Here is a 23710-nt window from a genome sequence, read left to right as displayed (position 1 = left end):
GGAGCACGAGGGGGCTGGCCCCCTCGCTGGGTCGGATTTTCGCGCAGCGAAAATTCGATCCTTAAAGCTTGCCACGCGCCTCAAACCAGGCGCTGGCCTTGGGGTGCAACCAGTCCCAAAGCCAGGGTGCGCCGCGTTTGATCTTGCTGCCGACGCGGGCCTCGAACTGGCTGTAGCGTGTGTCATAATCGACCCATGAGCCGCCGTTCGCAGCGAGGTTCTGGTTGGGCGGCTGGAAGCGGTCAAGTGATTTGGCAAAGCGTGCGTCAGGTGTTTCAGCGGCTTCGAATTCGTCCCAGAGCGCGCGGAAACTCTGGGCTTGATCGGGAGGCAAGAGGCCAAAGAGCCGCGTTGCAGCGGCGTCTTCTTTGGCGGCCATCTCGGTGGCGTCATGGTCGCCAAAGATCGGCGCGTCGCCTGCGTCTATTTCGACAATATCGTGCAAAAGCAACATCTTGATGACGCGATCCACGCTGACATCGGCGGGGGCGTCGGGGCCGAGCACCAGCGCATAGAGCGCGATGTGCCAGCTGTGTTCGCCAGAGTTTTCATAACGGGAGCCATCGGCCAGTGTGGTGCCGCGAACGATCTGTTTGAGCTTGTCGGCCTCCATCAGGAAGGCCATTTGGGCATCCAGTCGGCTTGTCATGCCTTCGGGGTCTTGGCATCCACCAAGGCTTTTGCCTTTTTGTGCAGAAACGCCCGTGCCGCTTTGCCTGCCATGCGCACGCGCACCTCGGTGAGATAGGCTTCCTCGAGAGTCTGCGAGGACTTTCCCAAGAGGTCTGCGACTTCAAAGTGCAACCGGTCATCGCCCGATTGCTCCATGATCTTGATCGTGTCATCCGCCAGTTGCGAGGCGGTTTCCTGCATCGTCGACATCAGCGCGAATTCTCGGTGAGGCGGCGTTTGACGTAGCCCTGCACGCTGTCCACCATCGTGTCCATGTGGTTGTTTTCAAAGAAGTGGCCCGCCCCTTCGACTTGTTCATGGGTCACGGTGATGCCTTTTTGCTCATGGAGCTTGTCGACCAATGTCACCGTATCGGCCGGCGGCGCGACGCGGTCGGCTGTGCCGTTGATCACAAGGCCCGACGAGGGGCAGGGCGCAAGGAATGAAAAATCATACATATTTGCGGGCGGGGACACCGAAATAAACCCTGTGATCTCGGGGCGGCGCATCAAAAGCTGCATTCCGATCCACGCGCCGAAGGAAAAGCCCGCCACCCAGCAATGTTTGGAGTTGTTGTTCATCGACTGCAAGTAATCAAGTGCCGAGGCCGCATCAGACAGCTCGCCCACGCCTTGGTCATATTCGCCCTGTGAGCGGCCCACGCCGCGGAAGTTAAACCGCAGGACCGTGAAGCCCATGTTATAAAACGCATAATGTAGATTATAGACCACCTTGTTGTTCATCGTGCCGCCAAATTGCGGGTGCGGATGAAGCACGATTGCAATCGGTGCGTCGCGCTCTGGCTGCGGGTGATAGCGGCCTTCAAGACGGCCTTCTGGGCCTGGAAAGATTACCTCGGGCATATAGTTTGTCTCTTCCTTGAAAATGCGCACGGGCTTTCTTGACTAAATCCGTCGAGCATATTAGAACTATTCTAAATCCAAGTTTTGCGCTTGGGGTTGGTAGCGAGATAGTCTGTGACAAGGGCGAGGTCAACAAGCGCCTGTTTTTCTTGTCGCAAAAGGAGCCGGTCATGAAGCTGAGCACAAAGGGCAGATATGCTATGGTCGCTTTGGCCGATATTGCGCTTCAAGGCGAAGAGGCTTTGGTGAGCTTGGGCGATATTTCCAAGCGGCAGGATATTTCCCTGCCTTATCTTGAGCAATTGTTTGTCAAGCTGCGGCGTGCGGAGCTTGTGGCTTCGGTGCGCGGGCCGGGCGGGGGCTATAAGCTGGCGCAGCGGCCTGTGGACATCCGCGTGGTGGATGTTTTGGCGGCGGTAGACGAGACTGTGGATGCCTTGCAAAAGGGCGCTGGCGCCAGCGGCGCCGCCTCAGGCAGCCGCGCGCAATCTGTGACCAACCGCTTGTGGGAGGGTCTTTCGGCTCATGTTTATGTCTATTTGCACGCGGCGCGGCTTTCGGATGTGATCCAGAACGAGCTTGCGCCTTGCCCTGCTGTGCCCTCGCTCTTTGCTGTGGTGGACGAGGAATGAGCGAGGTCTTTTCTGTTCAGGGATTGCGCGGCCTGCGGCCACGCCGAGCTGGGGGCTTTGCCCCCAGACCCCCAGGATATTTGGGGAAAGAGGAAGGCAGGGGCGCAGAAGACAGGCGCGCGGCGGGGGTGTCTTTGTGATGCGCATCTATCTTGATCACAATGCGACCACGCCCATGCGGCTTGAGGCGCGTGCGGCGATGGCTGAGGCCTGTGATATTGTTGGCAACCCGTCGTCTGTGCATTCCGAGGGGCGGCGCGCGAAGGCGTTTTTGGAAGGGTGCCGCGCGCGGCTGGCCACGGCGCTTGGGGCTGAGGGGGCCGAGATTGTCTTTACCGGTTCGGCCACCGAGGCGGCGGCGATGGCGCTTGCGGGGCGGGGCCTTGTTTGCTCCGGTGTGGAGCATGATGCTGTGGCCTCTTGGTGTGAGCCGTCTTTGGACACTGATGCTCATGGGCGTGTGAGCGTGGCTGAGGCGGGGTTTGCGACGCTGCAACTGGCCAATTCTGAGACGGGCGTGGTGCAGGAATTGCCTGAGGGGCTTTGGATGAGTGATTTCACGCAGGGCTTTGGCAAGCTCTCTGTTGATTTTCTGCGCTCCGGGCCTTTGATGGCGATTGTGTCGGCGCATAAGCTTGGCGGGCCGAAGGGCGTTGGCGCGCTTGTGATGCGGCGCGGGATTGATCTTGAGCCTGTGCTCAAGGGGGGCGGTCAGGAGATGGGCCGTCGTGCGGGCACCGAGAACCTGATCGGGATTGCGGGATTTGCGGCGGCGGCTGAGGCTGCGGCGCGAGATGTGAACCAAGGCCGATGGGCAGCCGTAGAAGCGTTACGCAACGAAATGGAGGCGGCTCTTGTGGCGGGCGATATTCCACCTATTTTAGTCGGGAAAGATGCGCCGCGTTTGCCCAACACCTCTTGTTTGCTCAGCAGGGGCTGGAAGGGGGAGACGCAGGTGATGCAGATGGACCTTGCGGGCTACGCTATTTCGGCGGGGTCTGCTTGCTCCAGTGGCAAGGTGAAGACGAGCCCTGTGCTCAGGGCGATGGGATATGATGAGGCCGAGGCGGGCTGCGGGATCCGCGTGAGCCTTGGGCTTGAGACGAAACGGGACGATATTTTGCGCTTTGCCGAGGTCTGGGCGGCGCAAGCAAAAAAGCAGGTTGCGCGCGCGGCGTGACACGAACAGGACGGAAAAAGGAAGCAAGCGATGAATGAAGTGATTGTCAAAGACGGTGTTGAGGAAGAAACGGTTGAGGCCGTTCGCTCGCTTGGCGAAAAATACAAATACGGTTGGGAAACCGAGATCGAGATGGAATATGCGCCGCTTGGTCTGAATGAAGATATTGTGCGGCTGATTTCTGAGAAGAACGAAGAGCCACAATGGATGACGGATTGGCGGCTGGATGCTTATGCGCGCTGGAAAGAGCAGAAAGAGCCTGATTGGGCCATGGTCGACTATCCCGAGATCGACTTTCAGGACCAGTATTATTATGCGCGCCCCAAGAGCATGGAAGTGAAGCCGAAGTCTTTGGAGGAGGTCGACCCCAAGCTTTTGGCGACCTATGAGAAGCTCGGTATTCCCTTGAAAGAGCAGATGATTTTGGCGGGTGTCGAGGGCGCCGAGGCGCTGACGGATGCGCCGCGCAAGGTGGCTGTGGACGCGGTGTTTGACTCTGTTTCGGTGGGCACGACCTTCCAGAAAGAGCTTATGGACGCGGGGGTTATCTTTTGCTCGATTTCGGAGGCGATCCGCGATCACCCGGAGCTTGTGAAGAAGTATCTCGGCTCTGTTGTGCCTGTGACGGACAACTATTACGCGACGCTGAACTCGGCTGTTTTCTCTGACGGCTCGTTTGTTTATGTGCCGCCCGGTGTGCGCTGTCCTATGGAGCTTTCGACGTATTTCCGCATCAATGCGGAAAACACGGGGCAGTTTGAGCGAACATTGATCATTGCGGATAAGGGCTCTTATGTGAGCTATCTTGAGGGCTGCACCGCGCCGCAGCGCGATGTGGCGCAGCTTCATGCGGCGGTTGTCGAGATTATCATCGAGGAAGATGCGGAAGTTAAGTATTCCACGGTCCAGAACTGGTATCCCGGGGATGAGAATGGCAAGGGCGGGATCTATAACTTTGTGACCAAGCGCGCAGACTGCCGCGGGGACCGTGCCAAAGTGATGTGGACGCAAGTGGAGACCGGCTCTGCTGTGACGTGGAAGTATCCGAGCTGTATTTTGCGCGGCGATGACAGTCAGGGCGAGTTTTACTCGATTGCCATTACCAACAACCACCAGCAGGCCGACACGGGCACGAAGATGATCCACCTCGGCAAGAACTCCAAGTCGCGGATTGTCTCTAAAGGCATCAGCGCGGGTGTGGCGCAGAATACCTATCGCGGGCTTGTCTCTATGCACCCGAAAGCCAAGAACTCGCGCAATTACACGCAATGCGACAGCTTGCTGATTGGTGATAAATGCGGGGCACATACGGTTCCGTATATCGAGGTGAAGAACAACTCGAGCCGCGTGGAGCATGAGGCGACGACCTCCAAGGTGGATGACGAGCAGATGTTTTACTGCCGTCAGCGCGGGATCGGCGAGGAAGAGGCGGTTGCCTTGATCGTCAATGGCTTTGCCAAGGAAGTGCTGCAAGCGCTGCCGATGGAATTTGCCATGGAAGCGCAGCAGCTTGTGGCGATCAGCCTTGAAGGTTCGGTTGGCTGATGCAGCGCCTGCGCCTCACATATTGCCCGAATGAAGGCAGGGTTCTGCCGCATTTGTGCCGAACTGGTTTGCTAGCTTTGTTGGCAAGCCAAGATGTGAGGTGTGGTCATGTTCAACAGAAATCTCGACGCCTTCGAGGCGCGGATCAAGCGCCTTGCGGCGCAAGAGGCAGGCAATCACAAGCTGATTGCAGGCGAGGGCGATCTGCGCGAGACGCAAATCAGCCCGAGCGCGCTCAAACGCGCGGCCAAGAGGTCCAAGCGGCCAAGCGGCACGCTCATTCTGGCGCTGCCCAACTGGGCCTTGGCCTTTGCGATGGGCGCGGTGGCGATGCTTGCGGGGCGGCTCGCCGGCTTTCATGTCTTGGGGCAGTTCATGGCGGGGGGCAATATGACCATGGTCATTATGCGCCACGCGGGCGAGCTGGCGGTTGGAGTTGTGGTGTTGATCGCAGCGGCGACGTTTATCGGCTTTCGGGGCGGCGTAGCCAAGTCTGCGTTGATGGCGGGCTTTGCTGTGATGGTACTCGCAGAAGCCGATCTGGCGGGGCAGATGCCCGTCCTTTGGGAAAGCCTGTTTTCGCCAGAGTATACCGCGCGGGTGCTGGGACAGACCGGCAATATGGCAAACAATCTGCGCACCTTCGCGGGCGTTCTACAGAGCAGTATCTAAGCTTCTCAAACCTGTTTTTTACCAATAGGAGCAGTCTTGCCTTACCTGGCAGGGCTGCTTTTGGGCGTCTGAACCGGTCTGGTTCCGGCTCCCTTTTTTGCATGAAAAGTGTAGGGTAACACTATGGAATTTATCGAAAAGAACAAAAAGCTAATTGTGCCTGTTACGGCGGGAGCCATCATTGGTCTTGTGCTCAATTGGGCCGATTTGCCAGCTTGGATGATCGGCGGGGCGGTGGCCGCTGTTGTGACGCTTTGGAGCGGCAAGCTGATGGAGACTTATGACAGCAAGATTGCGCCCAAGATCAATGCGCGCCGTGAGGAGTATTGAGCATGGCTGATGCGCCTCTCTCTCTTTACTGGTGGAACGCCAAGCCGAACTTTGGCGACGCGCTGAGCCAGCTTGTGACCGCCTATGCCTCCGGGCGGGCTGTGGCGCATTGCGAGCCGCGCGAGGCCGAGATTTTTGCGGTTGGTTCGATTATGCAGTTTGCCAAGCGGGTCTGGGGCAACGAAAAGCACCCCGCTCATCGCCCCGCGATCTGGGGGACAGGCATGATGGGGCCGCTGAAGCCCGAGTTTGTCGCCAATGTCGATATTCATATGCTGCGCGGGCCGATTACGGCCTCTCTTTTGGGCGTAAAAACAGAGGCTTATGGCGATCCTGGGCTTTTGACCGCCGAAGCGCTTGGCGCGCGGCCCCTGCGGCACGACAAAATCGGCTTGGTGCTGCACCACAGCCAGCTGGGCGATCCGCGCATTGCTGCGCTTTTGAAGGCCGAGCCGTCTGTGCAGTATATTGATGTGCAGGGCGCGCCTGAGCAGGTCTGCCGCGAGATCGGCGCCTGTGCGCACGTGATTTCGTCAAGCCTGCACGGGCTGATTGTGGCGGACAGCTATGGTGTTCCCAACACATGGCTTGATCCGATGAAGCACGCGCGGCTGAAATATTACGATTACGCGGCAGGGGTGGGGCGTGTGATGCCGCTGCCTTTGAAGCACGACGAGATAGCCGCGGCGCTGCCCCAGCTTGCGATGGGCGATCTGCCCTATGCAAGCGGCATTGCTGAGGCGAAAGACCGACTGATTGAGAATTTTCCAGCCGATTTGAAGGCTGGAGCATAAATACAGAAGATAAGAGAAAGGCGCGAATATGTTGGAAATCAAAGACCTGCGGGTCAAACTGGAAGAAGAAGACAAGCAGATCCTGAAGGGTGTGAACCTGACTGTTGAGGCGGGCAAAGTGCACGCGATCATGGGGCCGAACGGCTCGGGCAAGTCAACGCTGTCTTATGTTTTGTCTGGCAAAGAGGGCTATGAAGTCACGGGTGGGAGCGCCACGCTGGATGGCGACGACCTCTTGGATCTGGAGCCGGAAGAGCGGGCGGCGCTCGGGCTTTTCCTTGCGTTTCAATATCCTGTCGAGATCCCCGGTGTGGGCAATATGACCTTCTTGCGCACGGCTGTGAACGCGCAGCGCAAGGCACGCGGCGAAGAGGAAATGTCTTCAACCGAGTTTCTCAAAGTGATCCGCGCACAGGCGAAAGAGCTGAAGATTGATGCGGAAATGCTCAAGCGCCCCGTCAATGTCGGCTTTTCGGGCGGCGAAAAGAAGCGCAACGAGATTTTGCAAATGGCGATGCTTGAGCCACGGATGTGCATCTTGGATGAGACAGACTCAGGCCTTGATGTGGACGCGATGAAGCTTGTGGCCGATGGCGTCAATGCGCTGCGCAACGAGGGCCGTGGCTTTCTTGTGATCACCCACTACCAGCGCCTTCTGGACCACATCAAGCCTGATGTTGTGCACATTATGGCCGAGGGTCGGATCGTGAAAACGGGCGGGCCCGAGCTTGCGCTTGAGGTTGAAAACAACGGCTATGCGGACATTCTGGCCGAGGTGGCTGCGTGATGAATGCGATTTTGAAATCAAAGCAGGAGGCGGCGGCAACGCGGCTTGACGGCGTGACTTTGCCTGATGCGGCGGGCTGGAGCAAAGCGGCGCGCAAGGATGCGCTGGCGCGGGTGCGCGAGATGGGCTTGCCGTCGCGGCGCGACGAATACTGGAAGTATACCCGCCCTGACACGCTGACGCAGGCGGATGCGCCCGAGGCGGCGCTGTTTGCGACGGACGAAGCGCCTGTGTTCAATGATTTTGACAGGCTCAAGATCGTGTTTGTGGACGGTGTGTTTAGTGCGGCGCAGTCAGATGACCTCAGCCTTGAGGGGATCGAGATTGCACGGCTCGCGGATCAGGCCGATATTTCTTGGGCGAGCGAGCTTTACGGCGTGCTTGAGACCAAGGGGCAAAGCCCTGTGGAGCGGCCCTTGGCGGCGCTCAATACGGCGCTGGCCAGTGATGGCGTTTTGATCCGCTGTGTGCGCACGCCGAGCAAGCCTGTGAGCCTGATTTATCGCCATGAGAGCACAACATCGGACGCGACGCTGCACCATGTTGTAAAGGTCGAGGCGGGGGCCTCGCTGACGCTTTTGGAGAACGGTCCGGCGGCGGCGCGCTTTAACAAATGCCTTGAAGTGCTTGTGGCGGATGGGGCCGAGTTTCACCATGTGCGCGCACAGGGGCGCGACCACGAGCGCCGCGCTGTAACACATATGTTTGTCGAGCTGGGCCGCGAAAGCGTCTTCAAGAGCTTTACCCTGACGGTCAATGGCCGTCTGACGCGCAACGAATGTATCATCGAATTTACAGGCGATGACGCGATTGCCCATGTCGCTGGTGCGGCGCTTGGGGATGGTGATTTTGTGCATGATGATACCGTCTTTATCACCCATGACGCCGTCAACTGCGAGAGCCGTCAGGTTTTCAAAAAGGTGCTGCGCAACGGGGCGACCGGTGTGTTCCAAGGCAAGATCCTTGTGCAGCCTGGTGCGCAGAAGACAGACGGCTATCAGAAGTCACAATCTCTTTTGCTGGATGGCGACAGCCAGTTCTTGGCCAAGCCAGAGCTTGAGATCTATGCCGATGATGTGGCCTGTTCGCATGGCTCAACGTCGGGCGCGATTGATGAGGACGCTCTCTTTTATCTGCGCGCGCGCGGTGTGCCGCACAATATGGCGACCGACCTCATGACGCTGGCCTTCCTTGCGGAAGCTGTCGAAGAGATCGAAGACGACGGCCTCAAGGACGAGTTGACAGGGCGGCTTGAGGGCTGGCTCTTGCGCCATTCGCGTGGCTGATTGATGTCAGTCGTGATGGACATTATCGCCACATACCGTGGGCCTGCGCAGGTTTTGCGCAGGTTTGCGGCGGCGGGGCAGCGCGAGGACCGCGCCATTGCCATTTTGATGGCGGGCTGTGCTGTGGTGTTTGTCAGCGCTTGGCCGGGGGCGGCGCGGGAGGCCCATCTGACGGGGCAGGACATTGGTATGCTTTTGGGCGGTGCGCTGTTTGCGTGGCTTTTTATCATGCCGCTTGTGCTGTACGGGCTGGCCTTTCTCGTTTGGGGCGGGTTTCGCGCGCTGCGCAGTAAGGCCGCGCTTTGGGCGCTCAGGCTTGCCCTGTTTTGGGCGCTGTTGGCGGCCTCGCCCTTGATGCTTTTGCACGGGCTTGTGCGCGGATTTATCGGCGAGGGCACACCACAAATGATCGTGGGGGCGCTTTGGTTCGTAGTGTTTATGTGGTTTTGGATCAGCGGCAGCCGTGCGGCTGCAAAGGAAAGTGCCTCTCATGGTGATTAAAGAGCTTGTGATGCGCACGCTGACCCAGCCTGCGGGGGCTGCGGGAGAGCTTATGGCGCTTGGGCTGAAGCGCGATGTGCTCTGGCTTGGGCTTGTTCTTGCGGCCGTTCTCAATGCGCTGTTTTTCTCGGTGAGTTTTCACGCCGCGCCGCCGATACCCCTTGAGGGGATCAGCGCCGAAGAAGAAGCGCAGATGGCGTTTATGCTCGGCCTTCTGGGCAGCCCTGTGCGGGTTGCGATTGTCTTGGGGCTGTCGCTTGTGATGTCTGTCTTTGCCTTTTTCTTCGCTGGCAAGTTTCTGGGCGGGCAGGGGCGGCTTCAGGACATTCTGGCTGTTGTCACGTGGTGGCAGTTTGTCGGGCTGGGTATGAGCGGTGTCATTATGGCGATTGGTGTGCTGTCGGTGGCATTGGCGGCGATGTTGTCGTTTGTGGGCAATGTCTGGCTTTTGTTTGCGCTGATTGGCCTGCTGACGGGCGCGCACCGTTTTGAGACGATGTTTAAAGGTATTGGCACTGTTGCGCTTTCGCTTTTTCTGATGGCCGTGGGCCTGATGATTATCCTGACCCTTATCGGCTTTGGACTGCCGCCACTGGAGGCCAGCAATGTATGATGTAAACACGATCCGTGCGGATTTTCCGATCCTGTCGCGTGAGGTGAATGGCAAGCCTTTGGTCTATCTGGACAACGGGGCCTCGGCGCAGAAGCCGCAGGTTGTGCTTGATGCGATCACGCGGGGCTACGCCGAAGAATACGCCAATGTGCATCGCGGGCTGCATTACCTCAGCAATATCTCGACCGAGCGCTATGAAGCCGTGCGCGGGATCATTGCGCGCTTCTTGGGCGCAGGCTCTGAGAACGAGATTATCCTCAACTCGGGCACAACCGAGGGCATCAATATGGTGTCTTATGCTTGGGCGGCGCCGCGCATGGAGGCGGGCGACGAAATTGTCCTTTCGGTCATGGAACATCACGCCAATATCGTGCCATGGCACTTTTTGCGCGAGCGTCAGGGCGTCAGCCTTAAGTGGGTTGATGTGGACGCGACGGGCGCTTTGGACGCGGATAAGGTGATTGAGGCGATCGGGCCGAAGACCAAGCTGGTTGCGATTACGCAGCTCTCGAACGTGCTCGGCACCCATGTCGATGTGACGCGGATTTGTGAGGCGGCGCGCGCCAAGGGCGTGGCGGTTTTGGTCGACGGGTCGCAGGGCGCGGTTCATGCGCCTGTGAATGTCGCCGAGATGGGCTGTGATTTCTATGCGATCACGGGCCACAAGCTCTATGGGCCGTCAGGCTCTGGCGCGATTTATGTGAAGACAGAGCGCATGGAGGAGATGCGCCCCTTTATGGGCGGTGGCGATATGATCCGCGATGTGAGTAAGGACGTTATCACATACAACACAGGGCCGATGAAGTTTGAGGCGGGCACGCCGGGCATTGTGCAGACCATCGGGCTTGGCGCGGCGCTTGAGTATCTTATGGCGCTTGGTATGGAGAACGTCGCGGCGCATGAGGCCGAGCTTGCGCGCTATGCGCGCGAAAAGCTGACGGGGCTGAACTGGCTTGGCTTGCAAGGCACAACCCCTGACAAGGCGGCGATCTTCAGCTTTACGATGGAGGGCGCGGCGCACGCGCATGACATCTCTACGATCCTTGACAAGAAGGGCGTTGCCGTGCGCGCAGGGCACCACTGTGCGCAGCCCTTGATGCAGCATATGGGCGTCAATGCGACCTGCCGTGCGAGCTTTGGGCTTTATAACACCAAACATGAGGTCGATGTGCTCGTCGATGCGCTGGAGCTGGCGCATAATCTTTTGGGTTAATCTGCGCGCAGGCCCATCAGGCGATCTACGGGCGCGAAATCATCTGTGAGGACTAGGCTGTCGCGCGCCATGAGGCGCGTGACCATGCTCTCTGACAGAGCAGCGAAGCGCTTGATGTCTGGTGTGCGGGTGACGAAGCTGTTCTCTGGTGTGGCTTCTGTCCCTGCGGCGATGATAAAGACCATGCGCGCGCCTGCGACGGGCTGGCGCTGCTCGACCCAGACCTCGACCACGGGAAAGACCGTTGCAAGCGTGCGCAGCATGGCGCCGAGGGTCTGCAAGTTGTCTTCATAGTCGACCACATTCATCAGGTAACTGCCCTCGGGCGTGAGCCTTTTGCGCACCAGTTCAAAGAACTCCTGTGTGATCAGGTGCTGGGGCACGGCGATATCTGTGAAGGCGTCGCCGATGATGATGTCATAATGCGTCGGGTTCTGGCGCAACGCCACGCGGGCGTCGCTGTGAAGGACGGTGGCGGAGGCGGGATCAAACCAGAAATCACGGGCAGCGGTTCTTGTAACGGCAGGGTCGATTTCGGCCACAGTGATTGCGCCGTGGTTGCCGCGTGCGGCGATGGCACGGGGCATGGAGAAGCTGCCACCGCCGATGAAGAAACTGGTGAACCCCGCCTGCGGCGCGCGCAGTAGGGTGAGCGCGTCGAGCATTGCGGCGTGATCGGTATACATGAGCGTCGGATCATGGGCGGCGCTGCTGCCGTGGACGAGGTGATCGAGGACCATCATATTGACAGGGGCGTCAGGTCTGTCTGAAACATCTATCGTGCGGATGCAAAAATACTTGCTTTCGGTGTCACAGGGGCTTGGTGTGGCCAGCGCGTAGCCTGCAAAGGCGAGGGATATGAGGCTGGCGAGGAGCGCTGCGCGCGGCAGCCTGCCTGCGAGCCAGAAGGACAAGAGCGCCATGGCGACATAGACGAGCGCGACGAGCGCCAGTGTCAGCGCGGAGCCGAGATAGGAGATAAAGACAAAGCCTGCGAGCAATGTGCCTGCGATGGCGCCGATTGCGCCTGCGGCGAAGAGCGCGCCGAGCGCGCGGCCAGAGTCGGGCGCAGTATTGGCGCCGATCTGGGCGAGCACGGGGGCGGGCACGCCCGCAAAGAGCGAGGGCAGAAAAAATGCGCCCGTGCACAGGGCAATGATGGCCCAAAGCGGATGGGTGACAGCGCCGAGAACGGGTCCTGCGATGCTTTGGAGCACGACCACGGCCAGACCTGTGCTGAGGGCGGCGGCGAGCAGCACCCAGCCGGTTTGCCTGAGGGCTGTATCTTGGGGCTTGGAGGCCATGAGGCCGCCCCACCAGTGGCCGACCGAGAAGCCTGCGAGCACCACGGCGATCACGGCTGTCCATGTGTAAAGCGACATCCCAACGTAGGGCGCAAGCATACGGCCTGCAACGATCTCGACGACGAGGGAGGCCGCGGAAACGACCGTTTGCAAAAAAACGAGGAGCCAGAGCGGCGGGATGCGTGTGATCATGACGGCTAGTTTTGGCAAGATGGCGCGCTTGTCCAGTCATTTTCGCGATTGCGGGGCGCGGCGGGGGAAGCTATAGAGCCCTTGATGCACCCGTAGCTCAGCTGGATAGAGCGCTGCCCTCCGAAGGCAGAGGCCAGAGGTTCGAATCCTCTCGGGTGCGCCATTTTCATATCAGATACTAAACGGCGCAGGGTGGATGTGGGCGCGAACGGGGTTTGCGCCGACTGTGTCGTCGCTTGTGCGAGAGGGGCTTTGCCCCCCTCGCGCTCCCCCCAGGATATTTTTAGAAAGAAAAAGGCGCAGGGGATCGGGGCGGTATTGGTTGTGGGCACTCAGGCCGCGCTTTGGGTGATGGGTAATGAGCAATTTTTGGCTGTTGAGCCTTTGGAAACTGTGTAAATTGCGTGCGAAATGCTGCAGCGCGCTCTTGCTTTTTTGATCGCATTGGTATACCGCTGCATACAAATAGCAACTGAGGGCTTGAGAACGCGAATGTCGAGCTGTCAGCCCTGTCCTGCCAATAGAGATCCACGAGGTTTAAGATGAGCTTGTATACCGACTACCTGACCGAGATTGAAGCGCGCAAAGAAGAGGGGCTGCACCCCAAGCCGATTGATGATGCGGCGCTTGTGGGCGAGCTGATTGCGCAGATCAAAGACGCGGGTCACGCCGAGCGCGACAGCTCGCTGAACTTTCTGATTTACAACACATTGCCCGGCACAACGCCTGCGGCGGGTGTGAAGGCGGCTTTTCTCAAAGAGGTGATCCTCGGGCAGGTTGTTTTGGCTGAGATCACGCCGGCCTTTGCCTTTGAGCTTTTGTCGCACATGAAGGGCGGCCCATCTATCGGGGTGTTGCTGGATATCGCGCTTGGCGAGGATGCGGCGCTTGCGGCGCAGGCGGCGGATGTTTTGAAGACACAGGTCTTTCTCTATGAAGCCGATACCGACCGCATTGAAGCGGCGTATAAGGCGGGCAACCCTGTCGCCAAAGACCTGCTGGACAGCTACGCCAAGGCTGAGTTCTTCACCAAGCTGCCAGACGTTCAGGAAGAAATCAAAGTTGTGACCTTCATTGCGGGGGAGGGCGATATTTCGACCGATCTGCTTTCGCCAGGCAATCAGGCGCACTCGCGCGCCGACCGTGAGCTGCACGGTCAGTGCTTTATTTCGAAAGCCGCGCAAGAGGAGATTGGGGCGCTCAAGGCGGCCCATCCTGACAAGCAGGTCATGATCATTGCCGAAAAAGGCACGATGGGCGTTGGCTCTTCGCGGATGTCGGGGGTGAACAATGTGGCGCTCTGGGCGGGCAAGCCAGCCAGCCCCTATGTGCCTTTTGTGAACTATGCGCCGATTGTGGCGGGCACGAACGGTATTTCACCGATTTTCCTGACCACCGTCGGCGTGACGGGCGGTATCGGACTTGATCTTAAGAACTGGGTCAAGAAGACGGATGCTGCGGGCAAGACCATCTTGAATGATGCGGGCGATCCTGTGCTGGAGCAGGTCTATTCTGTTGCGACAGGCACGGTCTTGACGATCAACAGCAAGGCGAAAAAGCTCTATAACGAGGCGGGCGACACTGAGCTTGTTTCGCTGGAAAGCTCGTTTACGCCCCAGAAGATGGAATTTATGAAGGCGGGTGGCTCTTATGCGATCGTCTTTGGCAAGAAGCTTCAGACCTTTGCCGCCGAGACACTGGGCATCGAGATGCCGCTTGTTTATGCGCCCTCAAAAGAGATCCACAACGAAGGCCAAGGCCTGACGGCTGTTGAGAAGATCTTCAACCGCAACGCTGTCGGTGTGAAGACAGACAAACCGCTTCACGCCGGCTCCGATGTGCGGGTAAAAGTGAATATCGTTGGCTCGCAAGACACCACTGGCCTGATGACAAGCCAGGAGCTTGAGGCGATGGCGGCGAAAGTCTTGTCGCCCTCGGTGGATGGCGCCTATCAGTCGGGCTGTCACACGGCCTCTGTCTGGGACTTGAAGGCGCAGGCGAACACGCCCCGCCTGATGAAGTTTATGAACGACTTCGGCCTTGTTACGGCGCGCGACCCGAAAGACCAGTATCACGCGATGACAGACGTTATTCACAAGGTGCTGAACGATATCACTGTGGATGATCGCGCGATCATTATCGGCGGGGACAGCCACACGCGGATGTCCAAGGGCGTGGCCTTTGGCGCGGATTCGGGCACTGTTGCGCTTGCGCTGGCGACGGGGGAGGCGACCATGCCGATCCCTGAGTCTGTGAAAGTGACCTTCAAGGGCAAGATGCAAGAGCATATGGACTTCCGCGACGTTGTGCACGCAACGCAGGCGCAGATGCTTCAGCAGCATGGCGACAACGTCTTCCAAGGCCGTATCATCGAAGTTCACATTGGCACGCTTCTGGCCGACCAAGCCTTTACCTTTACCGACTGGACCGCCGAGATGAAGGCGAAGGCCTCTATCTGTATCTCAAATGACGAGACGCTGGTGGAAAGCCTTGAGATTGCCAAGAGCCGCATCAAAATCATGATCGAGAAGGGGATGGAGCACGAGAACGGAATGCTTCAGAACCTCGTCGACATTGCGGACAAGCGCATTGCCGAGATCAAATCTGGCAAGGTGCCGGCGCTTACGCCTGACGACAACGCCAAGTATTTTGCGGAAGTTGTTGTTGACCTCAGCGTGATTGATGAGCCGATGATTGCGGACCCTGATGTGAACAACATTGATGTCTCAAAGCGCTACACGCATGATACGATCCGCCCGATCTCTTACTATAAGGCCGAAAAGAAGGTCGATCTCGGGTTTGTCGGTTCTTGCATGGTGCATAAGGGCGATATCAAGATTGTTGCGCAGATGCTGCGCAATCTGGAGGCGGCCACTGGGAAGGTCGAGTTCAAGGCGCCTCTGGTTGTGGCGGCACCGACTTACAATATCATTGACGAGTTGAAAGAAGAGGGCGACTGGGAAATCCTGCAGCGCTATTCGGACTTTGAGTTTGATGATTTTGCGCCAAAGAGCAAAGCGCGCACCGAGTATGAGAATGTGCTCTATCTTGAGCGCCCGGGCTGCAACCTTTGCATGGGCAACCAAGAAAAAGCCGCCAAGGGCGACACTGTGCTGGCGACCTCGACACGCCTGTTCCAAGGCCGTGTTGTGGAAGACAGCAGCGAGAAGAAGGGCGAGAGCCTTTTGGCCTCGACGCCTGTTGTTGTGCTGGCGGCTATTTTGGGCCGCACCCCGACTGTGGAAGAATACAAAGCCGCTGTTGAGGGCATCGACCTTACGAAGTTTGCCCCGCCCCAGCAGATCCCGCTGGGGGCCAACTCGGCTCACTTCTAAAGACAGAACTCAGTCAGAAAACAGCCCCTTCCTGCCTAATGGGCGGGGAGGGGTTTTGCTTTGGCGCGCGAATGCTATATGAGAGCCTAAGCCAAGCGGACAGGACCTATGACAGAAGACACACCCATCACGCCCGATATGCTCACCGTGCCGCGCAAAATACCTGAGTATGATGCGGGGCGGGTGAATATTGTTGGCCTGACGCGCGAGGCGCTCAAAGCCGAGCTGGCGCGCATTGGCACGCCTGAAAAGCAGCTCAAGATGCGCCTCAACCAAGTCTGGCAGTGGGTCTATCAGTGGGGCAAGCGCGACTTTAACGTTATGACCAACCTGTCAAAAGCGTTTCGCGCCGAGCTTGAGGCGCATTTTGTGATTGAGGTGCCTGAGGTTGTAACGAAACAGGTTTCGGATGATGGCACGCGCAAATACCTTGTCAAAATTGCGGGCGGCCATGAAGTCGAGGTGGTTTATATCCCCGAGACGAACCGCGGGACGCTTTGTATCAGCTCGCAAGTGGGCTGCACGCTGACCTGCACCTTCTGTCACACCGGCACGCAGAAGCTTGTGCGCAATCTGACGGCGGGCGAAATCATCGGCCAAGTCATGGTCGCGCGGGACGATCTGGACGAGTGGCCTGAGCCGGGCGCGAGCACGGCGGATGCGCCGCCAAGGTTGCTTTCCAACATCGTGTTAATGGGCATGGGCGAGCCGCTCTACAACTTTAACAACGTGCGCGACGCTATGAAAATCGCCATGGACGGGGAGGGGATTGCCCTGTCGCGCCGCCGCATCACGCTTTCGACCTCGGGGGTTGTGCCCGAGATTGCCAAGACGGCGGAAGAGATCGGCTGTTTGCTGGCGGTTTCGTTTCATGCCACGACAGATGAGGTGCGCGATGTGCTTGTGCCGATCAACAAGCGCTGGAACATCGAGACGCTGCTTCAGACGCTGCGCGAATACCCCAAGCTCTCCAATTCTGAGCGGATCACCTTTGAGTATGTGATGCTAAAGGGGGTGAACGACTCTTTGGAGGATGCGCGCCGTCTCGTGAAGCTGATCAAGGGCATACCTGCGAAGATCAATCTGATTCCGTTCAACGAATGGCCCGGCTCTGCCTATGAGCGTTCTGATCAGGCGCAGATCGAGAAATTTGCCGAGATCGTTTACAAGGCGGGCTATTCCTCGCCCATTCGGCGCCCGCGTGGTGAAGACATCATGGCGGCCTGTGGGCAGCTCAAGTCTGCCACAGAGCGGGAGCGCAAATCGCGCCGCCAGATTGAGGCAGAAGCAGGGCTAAAGGGCTGATCTGCCTTAATATGACCTTCACAATCGTTAAAATTCCTCTTTTTGGCTAAACCTGCGCCACAGCTGCGAACAATGCTGATTTTGTAAACAGTGTGTTTTCAGCAATGTGGTAAAGGAGCAGAAAAATGATGACTGATATTCAAACGATACGAGACGTTGTCCTTCACGAGCGCAAGATGGCCGTGTCGGATCGGGAGTGGAAGCACCGCCTGCGCGGCTATGGCTATGCGATCCGCGATACGGAGAAGGGCGCTTATGTGACTTCACTTTTGCGCGGCAATGATCTTTGTGTGCTGATGGGGTGAGCGATGATACAACGATGTGACCCTGTTGTGCGCAATCAGATCAAGGCGCTTGTCGGACCGATCGTGAGCAGCCACGAGAGTTTTCAAACCCGTCAGAGGCGGCTTGCACGCCTCGGATATACCATCGCCACATCTGGCGGGGGCGCCTATCTTGCGACCTTGCCCCATGGCGTGCGCCTGATGGAGTTGTGGTGAGCCTATCGGGCGATTTGCCTAGTTCGCCGAAGCTGATTAGGGTAAAGAGCGGTTTTCGGGCCATTGGCCGTTTTCTCTGCTCGGAGGGCACCCTTGAAGCTTCCCAAGATTTTCAGGCGTAAAAAAGCGCTTCGCCTGCCCAAGTCGGGCGGGAATAGTCTGCGCCAGGCCTATTTCGGCGCGTCTTTGGTCAGTGTCGGACGATTTACTTATGGAACGCGTCATCTGAACCTGAAGGAATGGGGCGAGGGGGCCTCATTAACCATCGGTTCGTTTTGTTCGTTGGCCTCCAATATCACCATCCTTTTAGGCGGCAATCATCGTATGGATTGGGCCACGACCTATCCCTTTGGTGTGATCCATTTGAACGAGCTATATCCGCGCATGTCGGGCACGGCGGCAGCGACCAACGGCAATGTGACCATTGGGCATGATGTCTGGATCGGAATGAACGCCACGATCATGTCCGGCGTCACGATTGGCAATGGCGCGGTGATTGCGGCGGGGTCACTTGTGAGCAAGGATGTGGGGCGTTACGAAGTCTGGGGTGGCAACCCCGCAAGGCTCTTGAAGCATCGCTTTCCCTTAGAAATTATGGAGGCACTCGACGCGCTTCAATGGTGGAATCGCGATTTGGAGACGGTTCGCAAGATCGTTCCGCTCTTGATAGATGTGCCAACGCCAGAGCGCCTTGGCGAAATCAGAGATATCCTCGAGGGCGAAGATTTATCCTTATAAATCAGATGGTTTTATAGAGTGAAGGCGCTTTGCGCGTGTTAGCCGCGCAATCTTACCCGCCCCATGTGCGGACGGGTCCGCAGTCCATATGGACAAAGTTTGACCCCGAGTAGCGGCCAACGCCACCTGCGGCACAGGAGGCTGCGGCGCGGCCAATCTGGCTGACTGAGCGCGAGCTCAGGCGCAGGTCAGCGGCCTGACCCTTCATATGAAGGGAGTTTTTGGCAACACCGCTTGAGCGCGAGCGCAGCATGGCGTTTGTCTTTGGGCTGCGATAGCCAGACAGCAACAAAAACGGCTCGTTGACGTCAAGCAGATTGAGCGAGGCGGCCATAATATCAACCGTGCGCAGATCCATTTTTTTGACATCCCCCGTGCGCCAGTCGCGCATGAAGTGGTTCACTTCCTGAACCGCATCTCTGATATAGTCGCCATCGACCCAATAAATCATATCGATCTTCTCGCCGGTGCGAGAGGAATACATTTTTATGCGGCGGATGTCGCCTGAGCCGCGCAAAAAGCCTGCGGCTTTGGAGTATGTGGGGGCCGAGACAAGGGCTGTTGCGGCGAATGCGCCGAGCAATGCACGTCTCGAAAGGCTCGTGGAGCTGGATGTTGTGTTCATAGTCATAGCGCCGTCCCGTCGCTCTTACCTGTTTCGCGGTGTATCCCGCGTGTCCTGCCTTCATCTCCCCAGATGCTCCGATCTTATGGCACAGATCGAATCAAGGGCCAAGTTTTGATTGTTCAATTTATTGAATAGCCAGCATTTTCGGCAAAATTTTGCTGAAAATCTGCGAAACTGCCCCATTTGCCCATATATTGAGGCTTTGATGCAAATCTTCCCCTTTCTGTTTGGCTGATCCGCCTATTGTGAGTGGACAGCGCTTGTGAGGTATATCAAAACACTGTTTACAACAGGTGAACAGGTATTCAGCACGAGTGGGGGCTCTATGTATATTTCCGCAAACCGATTTAAATCCTTGATTTTAGCAGGGCTGGTCTTTGCGATAGGCCTTCTGATTGTCCCGTCCGCGACAGAGGCGCAGGTCACTGCGTTTAAGCAGGCTGTTGCGGAAGCCTCGGCCCGAGATGCTGATATTGCGGCGTTTTATAAAGCCAACGGCTATGAGCCGATCTGGACGGGCAGTTTCGGCAAGGACGCCCAACGCCGCCGCGCTCTGTTTCAGGCCATATCGGAGGCAGATGTGCACGGGCTGCCGAGCCAGCGCTATGACGCTGAGGGGCTGATGGACGCGCTGCGCAGCGCCACAACCCCACGGGCGCGTGGGCTGGTGGAAGTCCAGATGAGCAAAACATTTGTCGAGCTTGCCCAGAATATGCAGACGGGGGTTCTTGTGCCCTCAAAGATTGACAGCGGCATTGTGCGGGCTGTGCCCTATCGGGCGCGCGAGAGCTATCTTGTCAATTTTGTCAAATCCAACCCCAACAGTTTTTTCCGCGCGTTGCCGCCCCGAACGCCCGAATATGCGAGGCTGTTGAAAGAAAAACTGCGCTTTGAAAAGCTGATCGCCGCGGGCGGTTATGGTGAGCCTGTGGCTGCCAAAGCCCTAAAGCCCGGCGAAACGGGCGCCGATGTTGTGGCGCTGCGCGACCGCTTGGTTGTTATGGGGTATCTGCGCCGCTCGGCCACGCCGAGCTATGACGCCACGATGCAAAAAGCCGTTCAGGTCTTTCAGGCCGACAACGGCCTTGCCACTGATGGGGTGGCGGGGGCAGGCACTTTGGCCGAGATCAACACCTCAGCCGCTGATCGCCTCAAGTCGATTATTGTGGCGATGGAGCGCGAGCGCTGGTTCAATCAGGAGCGTGGCAAGCGCCATGTTTTGGTGAATATCGCCGACTTTAGTGCGCGGATTGTCGACAACGGCAAAGTCACCTTTGAGACCCGCTCTGTTGTGGGCGCGAATGACAGCGACCGCCGCACGCCCGAGTTTTCGGATGTGATGGAGTTTATGGTGATCAATCCGACATGGAATGTGCCACGCTCGATTGCGACCAAAGAATATCTGCCCATGATGAAGAAAAACCCGAATGCAGCGGGGCATATGCAGCTTTATGACAATCGTGGCCGCAAGGTTGCGCGCAGCCAGATCAATTTTGCGCAATACACGGAAAAGAGCTTTCCTTATGCGATCAAGCAGCCGCCCTCACGGCGCAATGCGCTCGGGCTTGTGAAGTTTATGTTCCCTAATAAATATAACATCTACCTACATGATACGCCTGCCAAGAACCTCTTCAGCCGCGAAACCCGCGCCTATAGCCATGGCTGTATCCGCTTGGGCGAACCGTTTGAGTTTGCCTATGCCTTGCTTGCCAAGCAGAGCAAGGACCCGAAGGGCGAGTTTCACAGACACCTGAAGACAGAAAACGAAACGGTTGTGCAACTGGAAGAGTCTGTGCCTGTTCATCTGATTTATCGCACGGCCTTTACGGATGTGAAGGGGCCAGCGCGCTTTCGTCGTGATGTCTATGGTCGGGATGCCAAAATCTGGTCGGCTCTGCAAAAAGCAGGGGTGGTGCTCCGCGCGGTTCAGGGCTAAGCAAAAGGCCCACAAGCAGGATCGGGTCCATGAGCTATACGATTGACGCCATAGCAAAATCGCTGGGAGCGACGGCTCTTGGCGATCTGTCTCTTGAGATCGACGGGGTGGCCGAGCCGCAAGACGCCGGCCCGCGCCAGCTTGCGCTTGCGATGAAGCCCAGCTTTGCCGAGAGGCTCCCAGAGGGTGCAGCCCTTGCGGCTGTGCTTTGGGAGGGGGCCGATTTTGAAGCGCTTGGGCTAAAGGCGGCGATTGTGCCGCCGCGCCCGCGTTATGCGCTTTCGGGGCTGTCAAAACAGTTTGACCCCGGCGAAAGCTATCCCAAGGGGGTTCATCCTTCGGCCTTTGTTGATCCTGCGGCAGAGCTTGGCGCGGATGTTACTGTCGGGCCTTTGGCTGTTGTGTCTGCGGGGGCGCGCATTGGTGCGGGGAGCGTGATCGGGCCGCAAAGCTTTATCGGCGCCTGTGCCACGCTGGGCGAGGGCTGCTTTCTGCGCGAGGGCGTTCGGATCGGGGCGCGCACAACGCTGGGAGCGCGGGTCATTGTGCAACCTGGCGCTGTGATTGGCGGTGACGGCTTCAGCTTTGTGACGCCTGAGCAGAGCGCTGTCGAGCGCACGCGGGCCTCTTTGGGCGACCAAGGCGACGGTGAGAGCCAGCATTGGGAGCGGATCCATTCGCTCGGCGCTGTGTATATTGGTGAGGACTGCGAGATCGGCGCGAACGCCTGTATCGACCGTGGCACTGTGCGCGACACCAAGATTGGCGCGCGCACCAAGCTCGATAATCTCGTGCATATTGGCCATAATGTGGTGATCGGGACCGACTGTCTGATTTGTGGACAGGTTGGCATGGCGGGGAGCTCGACCATCGGCAACAACTGCGTTTTTGCGGGGCAGGTCGGCCTCAACGACAATATCTTTGTGGGCGACAATGTGATTGCTGGCGGCGCGACCAAGATTTTCACCAATGTGCCCAAGGGGCGCGTTTTGCTTGGCTATCCTGCTGTGAAAATGGACACCCATGTCGAAAGCTATAAGGCAATCAGACGCTTGCCACGGCTCTTTAAACAGGTCGCCGAGTTGCAAAAAGCTGTTTTCAAAAACACCGAGACCGACTAAACGGACCCTAAGCAACTTTGGGGGTGTGACATGAGCGTGCAGGACAAAGTGATCAGGATCATTGCAGAGCAAGCTCTGCTGGACCCATCTGATGTCAGCGTAGACAGCACGCTTGAAAGCCTCGGAATTGACAGTCTCGGCCTCGTGGAAAGCATTTTCGCGATTGAGGAAGAGTTTGATATTTCGATCCCCTTCAATGCAAATGAGCCGACGAAATCGGATTTTGACATTTCAAATGTCGCGAGCATCATTGCGGGAATTGAAGCACTCGTCGCCGAGCAGCAGGGCTAAGGCTGATGAAGCGCGTTGTTATCACGGGCGCAGGCACGATCAACGCGCTGGCGCAGAATGTGCCTGACACGCTCAAGGCCATGGCTGAGGGGCGCTGTGGCATTGGCCCGCTTGTGATGCAGGATGTGGAGCGGCTTGCCGTCCAGATCGGAGCGCAGGTGCAAGGGTTTGAGCCTGAGCGCCTGTTCAACCGTCAGCAGTTGTCGCTGTTTGACCGTTTTACACAATTTACATTGATTGCGGCGCGCGAAGCTGTGGCGCAGTCTGGCCTGAGCTTTTCGGGCGAGCTGGCGGCGCGGTCGGGGGTTGTCTTGGGCAATTCGGGCGGCGGTATGACCACGCTGGATGAGAATTACCGCTCGGTTTACGAAGAGGGCAAGAACCGCGTTCACCCCTTTGTTGTGCCAAAGCTGATGAACAATGCAGCCGCAAGCCATGTCAGCATGGAATTTAACCTCAAGGGGCCGAGCTTTACCGTGGCAAGCGCTTGCGCAAGCTCAAACCACGCCATGGCGCAAGCGTTTCAGATGGTGCATGGCGGGATTGCGCCTGTGATGGTGACGGGTGGGTCTGAGTCCATGCTCTGTTTTGGCGGCGTAAAGGCTTGGGAGGGGCTTCGCGTCATGTCCAAAGACGCGTGCCGCCCCTTCAGCGCCAACCGCAACGGTATGGTGCAAGGCGAGGGCGCGGGGATCTTTGTTTTTGAGGAATATGAGCACGCCCGCGCGCGCGGCGCTGAAATTCTGGCTGAAGTGGCAGGGTTTGCCATGAGTTCGGATGCGGCCGATATTGTGATGCCCTCCAAACAGGGCGCGGCGCGGGCCATCTCTGGCGCGCTCAGAGACGCCAAGCTCAACCGTGAAGATGTCGGCTATATCAACGCCCATGGCACGGGCACAGCCGCAAACGACAAAACCGAATGCGCCGCTGTGGCGGACGCCTTTGGCGCCCATGCCGACAGGCTTATGATATCGTCGACCAAATCGATGCATGGTCACTTGATCGGCGGAACGGGGGCTGTCGAGCTTCTGGCCTGTATTATGGCGCTGCGCGACGGGATCATTGCGCCGACGATTGGCTATGAAGAGGCTGATCCTGAATGTGCGCTTGATGTGGTGCCCAATGAGGCGCGCGAGGCGCGTGTTAGCGCCGTTTTGTCCAATGCCTTTGCTTTTGGCGGGCTGAACGCTGTGATCGCACTGCGCAAAGTGTGAGTGGCAAAGTAAAAAAGCCGCCTGCACCTCGCAAGCGGCTTTCTTTATCTGTCTGATT

The 23710-nt window shown here is 57.9% G+C and carries 25 protein-coding genes and 1 tRNA gene; 21 read left to right on the top strand and 5 right to left on the bottom strand.

Annotated features, from left to right (window positions below; translation table 11 throughout):
* Positions 1–61 precede the first annotated feature (61 nt).
* From ACTF58_RS00505 to ACTF58_RS00495, 3 genes are read right to left on the bottom strand one after another with little or no spacing between them, the layout of a single operon-like run.
* Complete coding sequence (locus ACTF58_RS00505) at positions 62–649, bottom strand: HD domain-containing protein (RefSeq protein WP_438990000.1); 588 nt, start codon at positions 647–649, stop codon at positions 62–64.
* Complete coding sequence (locus ACTF58_RS00500) at positions 646–882, bottom strand: hypothetical protein (RefSeq protein WP_438989999.1); 237 nt, start codon at positions 880–882, stop codon at positions 646–648. The genes ACTF58_RS00505 and ACTF58_RS00500 overlap by 4 nt, the downstream gene beginning before the upstream one ends.
* Positions 882–1535 carry an alpha/beta hydrolase gene (locus ACTF58_RS00495; protein ID WP_438989998.1) on the bottom strand — a complete coding sequence of 218 codons (654 nt, stop codon included), beginning with the start codon at positions 1533–1535 and terminating at the stop codon, positions 882–884. Before ACTF58_RS00495 ends, ACTF58_RS00500 begins: the two co-directional genes overlap by 1 nt.
* Before the next feature lie 170 nt (positions 1536–1705).
* Between ACTF58_RS00495 and ACTF58_RS00490 the strand changes: the two genes are divergently transcribed.
* The 11 genes from ACTF58_RS00490 to ACTF58_RS00440 all read left to right on the top strand — a co-directional run bounded on the left by ACTF58_RS00490 (position 1706) and on the right by ACTF58_RS00440 (position 11088).
* The gene (locus ACTF58_RS00490) at positions 1706–2167 is read left to right on the top strand and encodes an Rrf2 family transcriptional regulator (protein WP_438989997.1); all 462 of its coding nucleotides are present in this window, start codon (positions 1706–1708) and stop codon (positions 2165–2167) included.
* Positions 2168–2306: 139 nt separating this feature from the next.
* A complete protein-coding gene (locus ACTF58_RS00485; RefSeq protein ID WP_438989996.1) occupies positions 2307–3347 on the top strand; it encodes a cysteine desulfurase family protein in 1041 nt (346 codons plus the stop codon).
* A gap of 30 nt (positions 3348–3377) precedes the next feature.
* Positions 3378–4892 (top strand): Fe-S cluster assembly protein SufB, encoded by a 1515-nt coding sequence (gene sufB / locus ACTF58_RS00480; RefSeq protein ID WP_438989995.1) that lies wholly within the window; start codon positions 3378–3380, stop codon positions 4890–4892.
* 108 nt (positions 4893–5000) lie between these two features.
* Complete coding sequence (locus ACTF58_RS00475; protein WP_438989994.1) at positions 5001–5564, top strand: hypothetical protein; 564 nt, start codon at positions 5001–5003, stop codon at positions 5562–5564.
* Positions 5565–5687: 123 nt separating this feature from the next.
* Entirely contained in the window at positions 5688–5894 is a 207-nt protein-coding gene (locus ACTF58_RS00470) for a hypothetical protein (protein ID WP_438989993.1), read from the top strand.
* Between the two features lie 2 nt (positions 5895–5896).
* Complete coding sequence (locus tag ACTF58_RS00465) at positions 5897–6688, top strand: polysaccharide pyruvyl transferase family protein (protein ID WP_438989992.1); 792 nt, start codon at positions 5897–5899, stop codon at positions 6686–6688.
* A gap of 28 nt (positions 6689–6716) precedes the next feature.
* Positions 6717–7475 carry a Fe-S cluster assembly ATPase SufC gene (gene sufC, locus ACTF58_RS00460; RefSeq protein WP_438989991.1) on the top strand — a complete coding sequence of 253 codons (759 nt, stop codon included), beginning with the start codon at positions 6717–6719 and terminating at the stop codon, positions 7473–7475.
* The gene (locus ACTF58_RS00455) at positions 7475–8761 is read left to right on the top strand and encodes a SufB/SufD family protein (protein ID WP_438989990.1); all 1287 of its coding nucleotides are present in this window, start codon (positions 7475–7477) and stop codon (positions 8759–8761) included. The genes sufC and ACTF58_RS00455 overlap by 1 nt, the downstream gene beginning before the upstream one ends.
* 3 nt (positions 8762–8764) lie before the next feature.
* Positions 8765–9262, top strand: a complete 498-nt coding sequence (locus ACTF58_RS00450) for a YIP1 family protein (protein WP_438989989.1) — start codon at positions 8765–8767, stop codon at positions 9260–9262.
* Complete coding sequence (locus ACTF58_RS00445) at positions 9252–9875, top strand: YIP1 family protein (protein ID WP_438989988.1); 624 nt, start codon at positions 9252–9254, stop codon at positions 9873–9875. Before ACTF58_RS00450 ends, ACTF58_RS00445 begins: the two co-directional genes overlap by 11 nt.
* Positions 9868–11088, top strand: coding sequence for a cysteine desulfurase (locus ACTF58_RS00440; RefSeq protein WP_438989987.1), 1221 nt, complete (start codon positions 9868–9870; stop codon positions 11086–11088). The genes ACTF58_RS00445 and ACTF58_RS00440 overlap by 8 nt, the downstream gene beginning before the upstream one ends.
* Here the strand turns inward: ACTF58_RS00440 and ACTF58_RS00435 are convergent.
* A complete protein-coding gene (locus ACTF58_RS00435) occupies positions 11085–12602 on the bottom strand; it encodes a fused MFS/spermidine synthase (RefSeq protein WP_438989986.1) in 1518 nt (505 codons plus the stop codon). The genes ACTF58_RS00440 and ACTF58_RS00435 overlap by 4 nt on opposite strands.
* Before the next feature lie 68 nt (positions 12603–12670).
* Here ACTF58_RS00435 and ACTF58_RS00430 point away from each other — a divergent pair.
* The 6 genes from ACTF58_RS00430 (at position 12671) to ACTF58_RS00405 (ending at position 18462) form a co-directional block, all read left to right on the top strand.
* Positions 12671–12747 (top strand) — tRNA-Arg (locus tag ACTF58_RS00430).
* A gap of 379 nt (positions 12748–13126) precedes the next feature.
* Positions 13127–15919, top strand: a complete 2793-nt coding sequence (locus ACTF58_RS00425; protein WP_438989985.1) for a bifunctional aconitate hydratase 2/2-methylisocitrate dehydratase — start codon at positions 13127–13129, stop codon at positions 15917–15919.
* A gap of 108 nt (positions 15920–16027) precedes the next feature.
* Positions 16028–17224: a 23S rRNA (adenine(2503)-C(2))-methyltransferase RlmN gene (gene rlmN, locus ACTF58_RS00420; RefSeq protein WP_438989984.1), complete on the top strand. Its 1197-nt coding sequence runs from the start codon at positions 16028–16030 to the stop codon at positions 17222–17224.
* Positions 17225–17349: 125 nt separating this feature from the next.
* Positions 17350–17529, top strand: coding sequence for a hypothetical protein (locus ACTF58_RS00415; protein WP_438989983.1), 180 nt, complete (start codon positions 17350–17352; stop codon positions 17527–17529).
* A gap of 3 nt (positions 17530–17532) precedes the next feature.
* Positions 17533–17724, top strand: coding sequence for a hypothetical protein (locus ACTF58_RS00410; RefSeq protein ID WP_438989982.1), 192 nt, complete (start codon positions 17533–17535; stop codon positions 17722–17724).
* A 93-nt stretch (positions 17725–17817) separates the two neighbouring features.
* Entirely contained in the window at positions 17818–18462 is a 645-nt protein-coding gene (locus ACTF58_RS00405) for a CatB-related O-acetyltransferase (RefSeq protein WP_438989981.1), read from the top strand.
* Positions 18463–18514: 52 nt separating this feature from the next.
* On the opposite strand, the gene ACTF58_RS00400 is transcribed toward ACTF58_RS00405, so the two are convergent.
* Positions 18515–19093, bottom strand: coding sequence for a YcbK family protein (locus ACTF58_RS00400; RefSeq protein ID WP_438989980.1), 579 nt, complete (start codon positions 19091–19093; stop codon positions 18515–18517).
* A gap of 322 nt (positions 19094–19415) precedes the next feature.
* Here ACTF58_RS00400 and ACTF58_RS00395 point away from each other — a divergent pair, with 322 nt between their 5' ends.
* Genes ACTF58_RS00395 through ACTF58_RS00380 form a run of 4 tightly spaced genes read left to right on the top strand, consistent with a single transcriptional unit; the run spans position 19416 to position 23652 of the window.
* A complete protein-coding gene (locus ACTF58_RS00395; RefSeq protein WP_438989979.1) occupies positions 19416–21026 on the top strand; it encodes a L,D-transpeptidase family protein in 1611 nt (536 codons plus the stop codon).
* 29 nt (positions 21027–21055) lie between these two features.
* Positions 21056–22147, top strand: coding sequence for a UDP-3-O-(3-hydroxymyristoyl)glucosamine N-acyltransferase (lpxD, locus tag ACTF58_RS00390; RefSeq protein ID WP_438989978.1), 1092 nt, complete (start codon positions 21056–21058; stop codon positions 22145–22147).
* 30 nt (positions 22148–22177) lie between these two features.
* Positions 22178–22438, top strand: coding sequence for an acyl carrier protein (locus ACTF58_RS00385; protein ID WP_438989977.1), 261 nt, complete (start codon positions 22178–22180; stop codon positions 22436–22438).
* A 5-nt stretch (positions 22439–22443) separates the two neighbouring features.
* Positions 22444–23652, top strand: coding sequence for a beta-ketoacyl-[acyl-carrier-protein] synthase family protein (locus ACTF58_RS00380; RefSeq protein ID WP_438989976.1), 1209 nt, complete (start codon positions 22444–22446; stop codon positions 23650–23652).
* Positions 23653–23710 lie beyond the last annotated feature (58 nt).

It is taken from the genome of Lentibacter sp. (assembly GCF_965657785.1).
GTDB lineage: Bacteria > Pseudomonadota > Alphaproteobacteria > Rhodobacterales > Rhodobacteraceae > Lentibacter.
The sequence above is the reverse complement of the archived record's forward strand: the minus strand, read 5'-3'. Positions and strand labels throughout refer to the sequence as shown.

Bases quoted from the DNA above. Each gene is read 5' to 3' on its own strand.
- ACTF58_RS00410 (WP_438989982.1), top strand. From the start codon at position 17,533: ATGATACAACGATGTGACCCTGTTGTGCGCAATCAGATCAAGGCGCTT.
- ACTF58_RS00470 (WP_438989993.1), top strand. From the start codon at position 5,688: ATGGAATTTATCGAAAAGAACAAAAAGCTAATTGTGCCTGTTACGGCG.
- ACTF58_RS00445 (WP_438989988.1), top strand. From the start codon at position 9,252: ATGGTGATTAAAGAGCTTGTGATGCGCACGCTGACCCAGCCTGCGGGG.
- ACTF58_RS00380 (WP_438989976.1), top strand. From the start codon at position 22,444: ATGAAGCGCGTTGTTATCACGGGCGCAGGCACGATCAACGCGCTGGCG.
- ACTF58_RS00450 (WP_438989989.1), top strand. From the start codon at position 8,765: ATGTCAGTCGTGATGGACATTATCGCCACATACCGTGGGCCTGCGCAG.
- ACTF58_RS00475 (WP_438989994.1), top strand. From the start codon at position 5,001: ATGTTCAACAGAAATCTCGACGCCTTCGAGGCGCGGATCAAGCGCCTT.
- ACTF58_RS00505 (WP_438990000.1), bottom strand. From the start codon at position 649: ATGACAAGCCGACTGGATGCCCAAATGGCCTTCCTGATGGAGGCCGAC.
- lpxD (WP_438989978.1), top strand. From the start codon at position 21,056: ATGAGCTATACGATTGACGCCATAGCAAAATCGCTGGGAGCGACGGCT.
- sufC (WP_438989991.1), top strand. From the start codon at position 6,717: ATGTTGGAAATCAAAGACCTGCGGGTCAAACTGGAAGAAGAAGACAAG.
- ACTF58_RS00495 (WP_438989998.1), bottom strand. From the start codon at position 1,535: ATGCCCGAGGTAATCTTTCCAGGCCCAGAAGGCCGTCTTGAAGGCCGC.
- ACTF58_RS00485 (WP_438989996.1), top strand. From the start codon at position 2,307: ATGCGCATCTATCTTGATCACAATGCGACCACGCCCATGCGGCTTGAG.
- ACTF58_RS00425 (WP_438989985.1), top strand. From the start codon at position 13,127: ATGAGCTTGTATACCGACTACCTGACCGAGATTGAAGCGCGCAAAGAA.
- ACTF58_RS00490 (WP_438989997.1), top strand. From the start codon at position 1,706: ATGAAGCTGAGCACAAAGGGCAGATATGCTATGGTCGCTTTGGCCGAT.
- sufB (WP_438989995.1), top strand. From the start codon at position 3,378: ATGAATGAAGTGATTGTCAAAGACGGTGTTGAGGAAGAAACGGTTGAG.
- ACTF58_RS00500 (WP_438989999.1), bottom strand. From the start codon at position 882: ATGTCGACGATGCAGGAAACCGCCTCGCAACTGGCGGATGACACGATC.
- ACTF58_RS00395 (WP_438989979.1), top strand. From the start codon at position 19,416: ATGTATATTTCCGCAAACCGATTTAAATCCTTGATTTTAGCAGGGCTG.
- ACTF58_RS00440 (WP_438989987.1), top strand. From the start codon at position 9,868: ATGTATGATGTAAACACGATCCGTGCGGATTTTCCGATCCTGTCGCGT.
- rlmN (WP_438989984.1), top strand. From the start codon at position 16,028: ATGACAGAAGACACACCCATCACGCCCGATATGCTCACCGTGCCGCGC.
- ACTF58_RS00400 (WP_438989980.1), bottom strand. From the start codon at position 19,093: ATGACTATGAACACAACATCCAGCTCCACGAGCCTTTCGAGACGTGCA.
- ACTF58_RS00465 (WP_438989992.1), top strand. From the start codon at position 5,897: ATGGCTGATGCGCCTCTCTCTCTTTACTGGTGGAACGCCAAGCCGAAC.
- ACTF58_RS00385 (WP_438989977.1), top strand. From the start codon at position 22,178: ATGAGCGTGCAGGACAAAGTGATCAGGATCATTGCAGAGCAAGCTCTG.
- ACTF58_RS00415 (WP_438989983.1), top strand. From the start codon at position 17,350: ATGATGACTGATATTCAAACGATACGAGACGTTGTCCTTCACGAGCGC.
- ACTF58_RS00455 (WP_438989990.1), top strand. From the start codon at position 7,475: ATGAATGCGATTTTGAAATCAAAGCAGGAGGCGGCGGCAACGCGGCTT.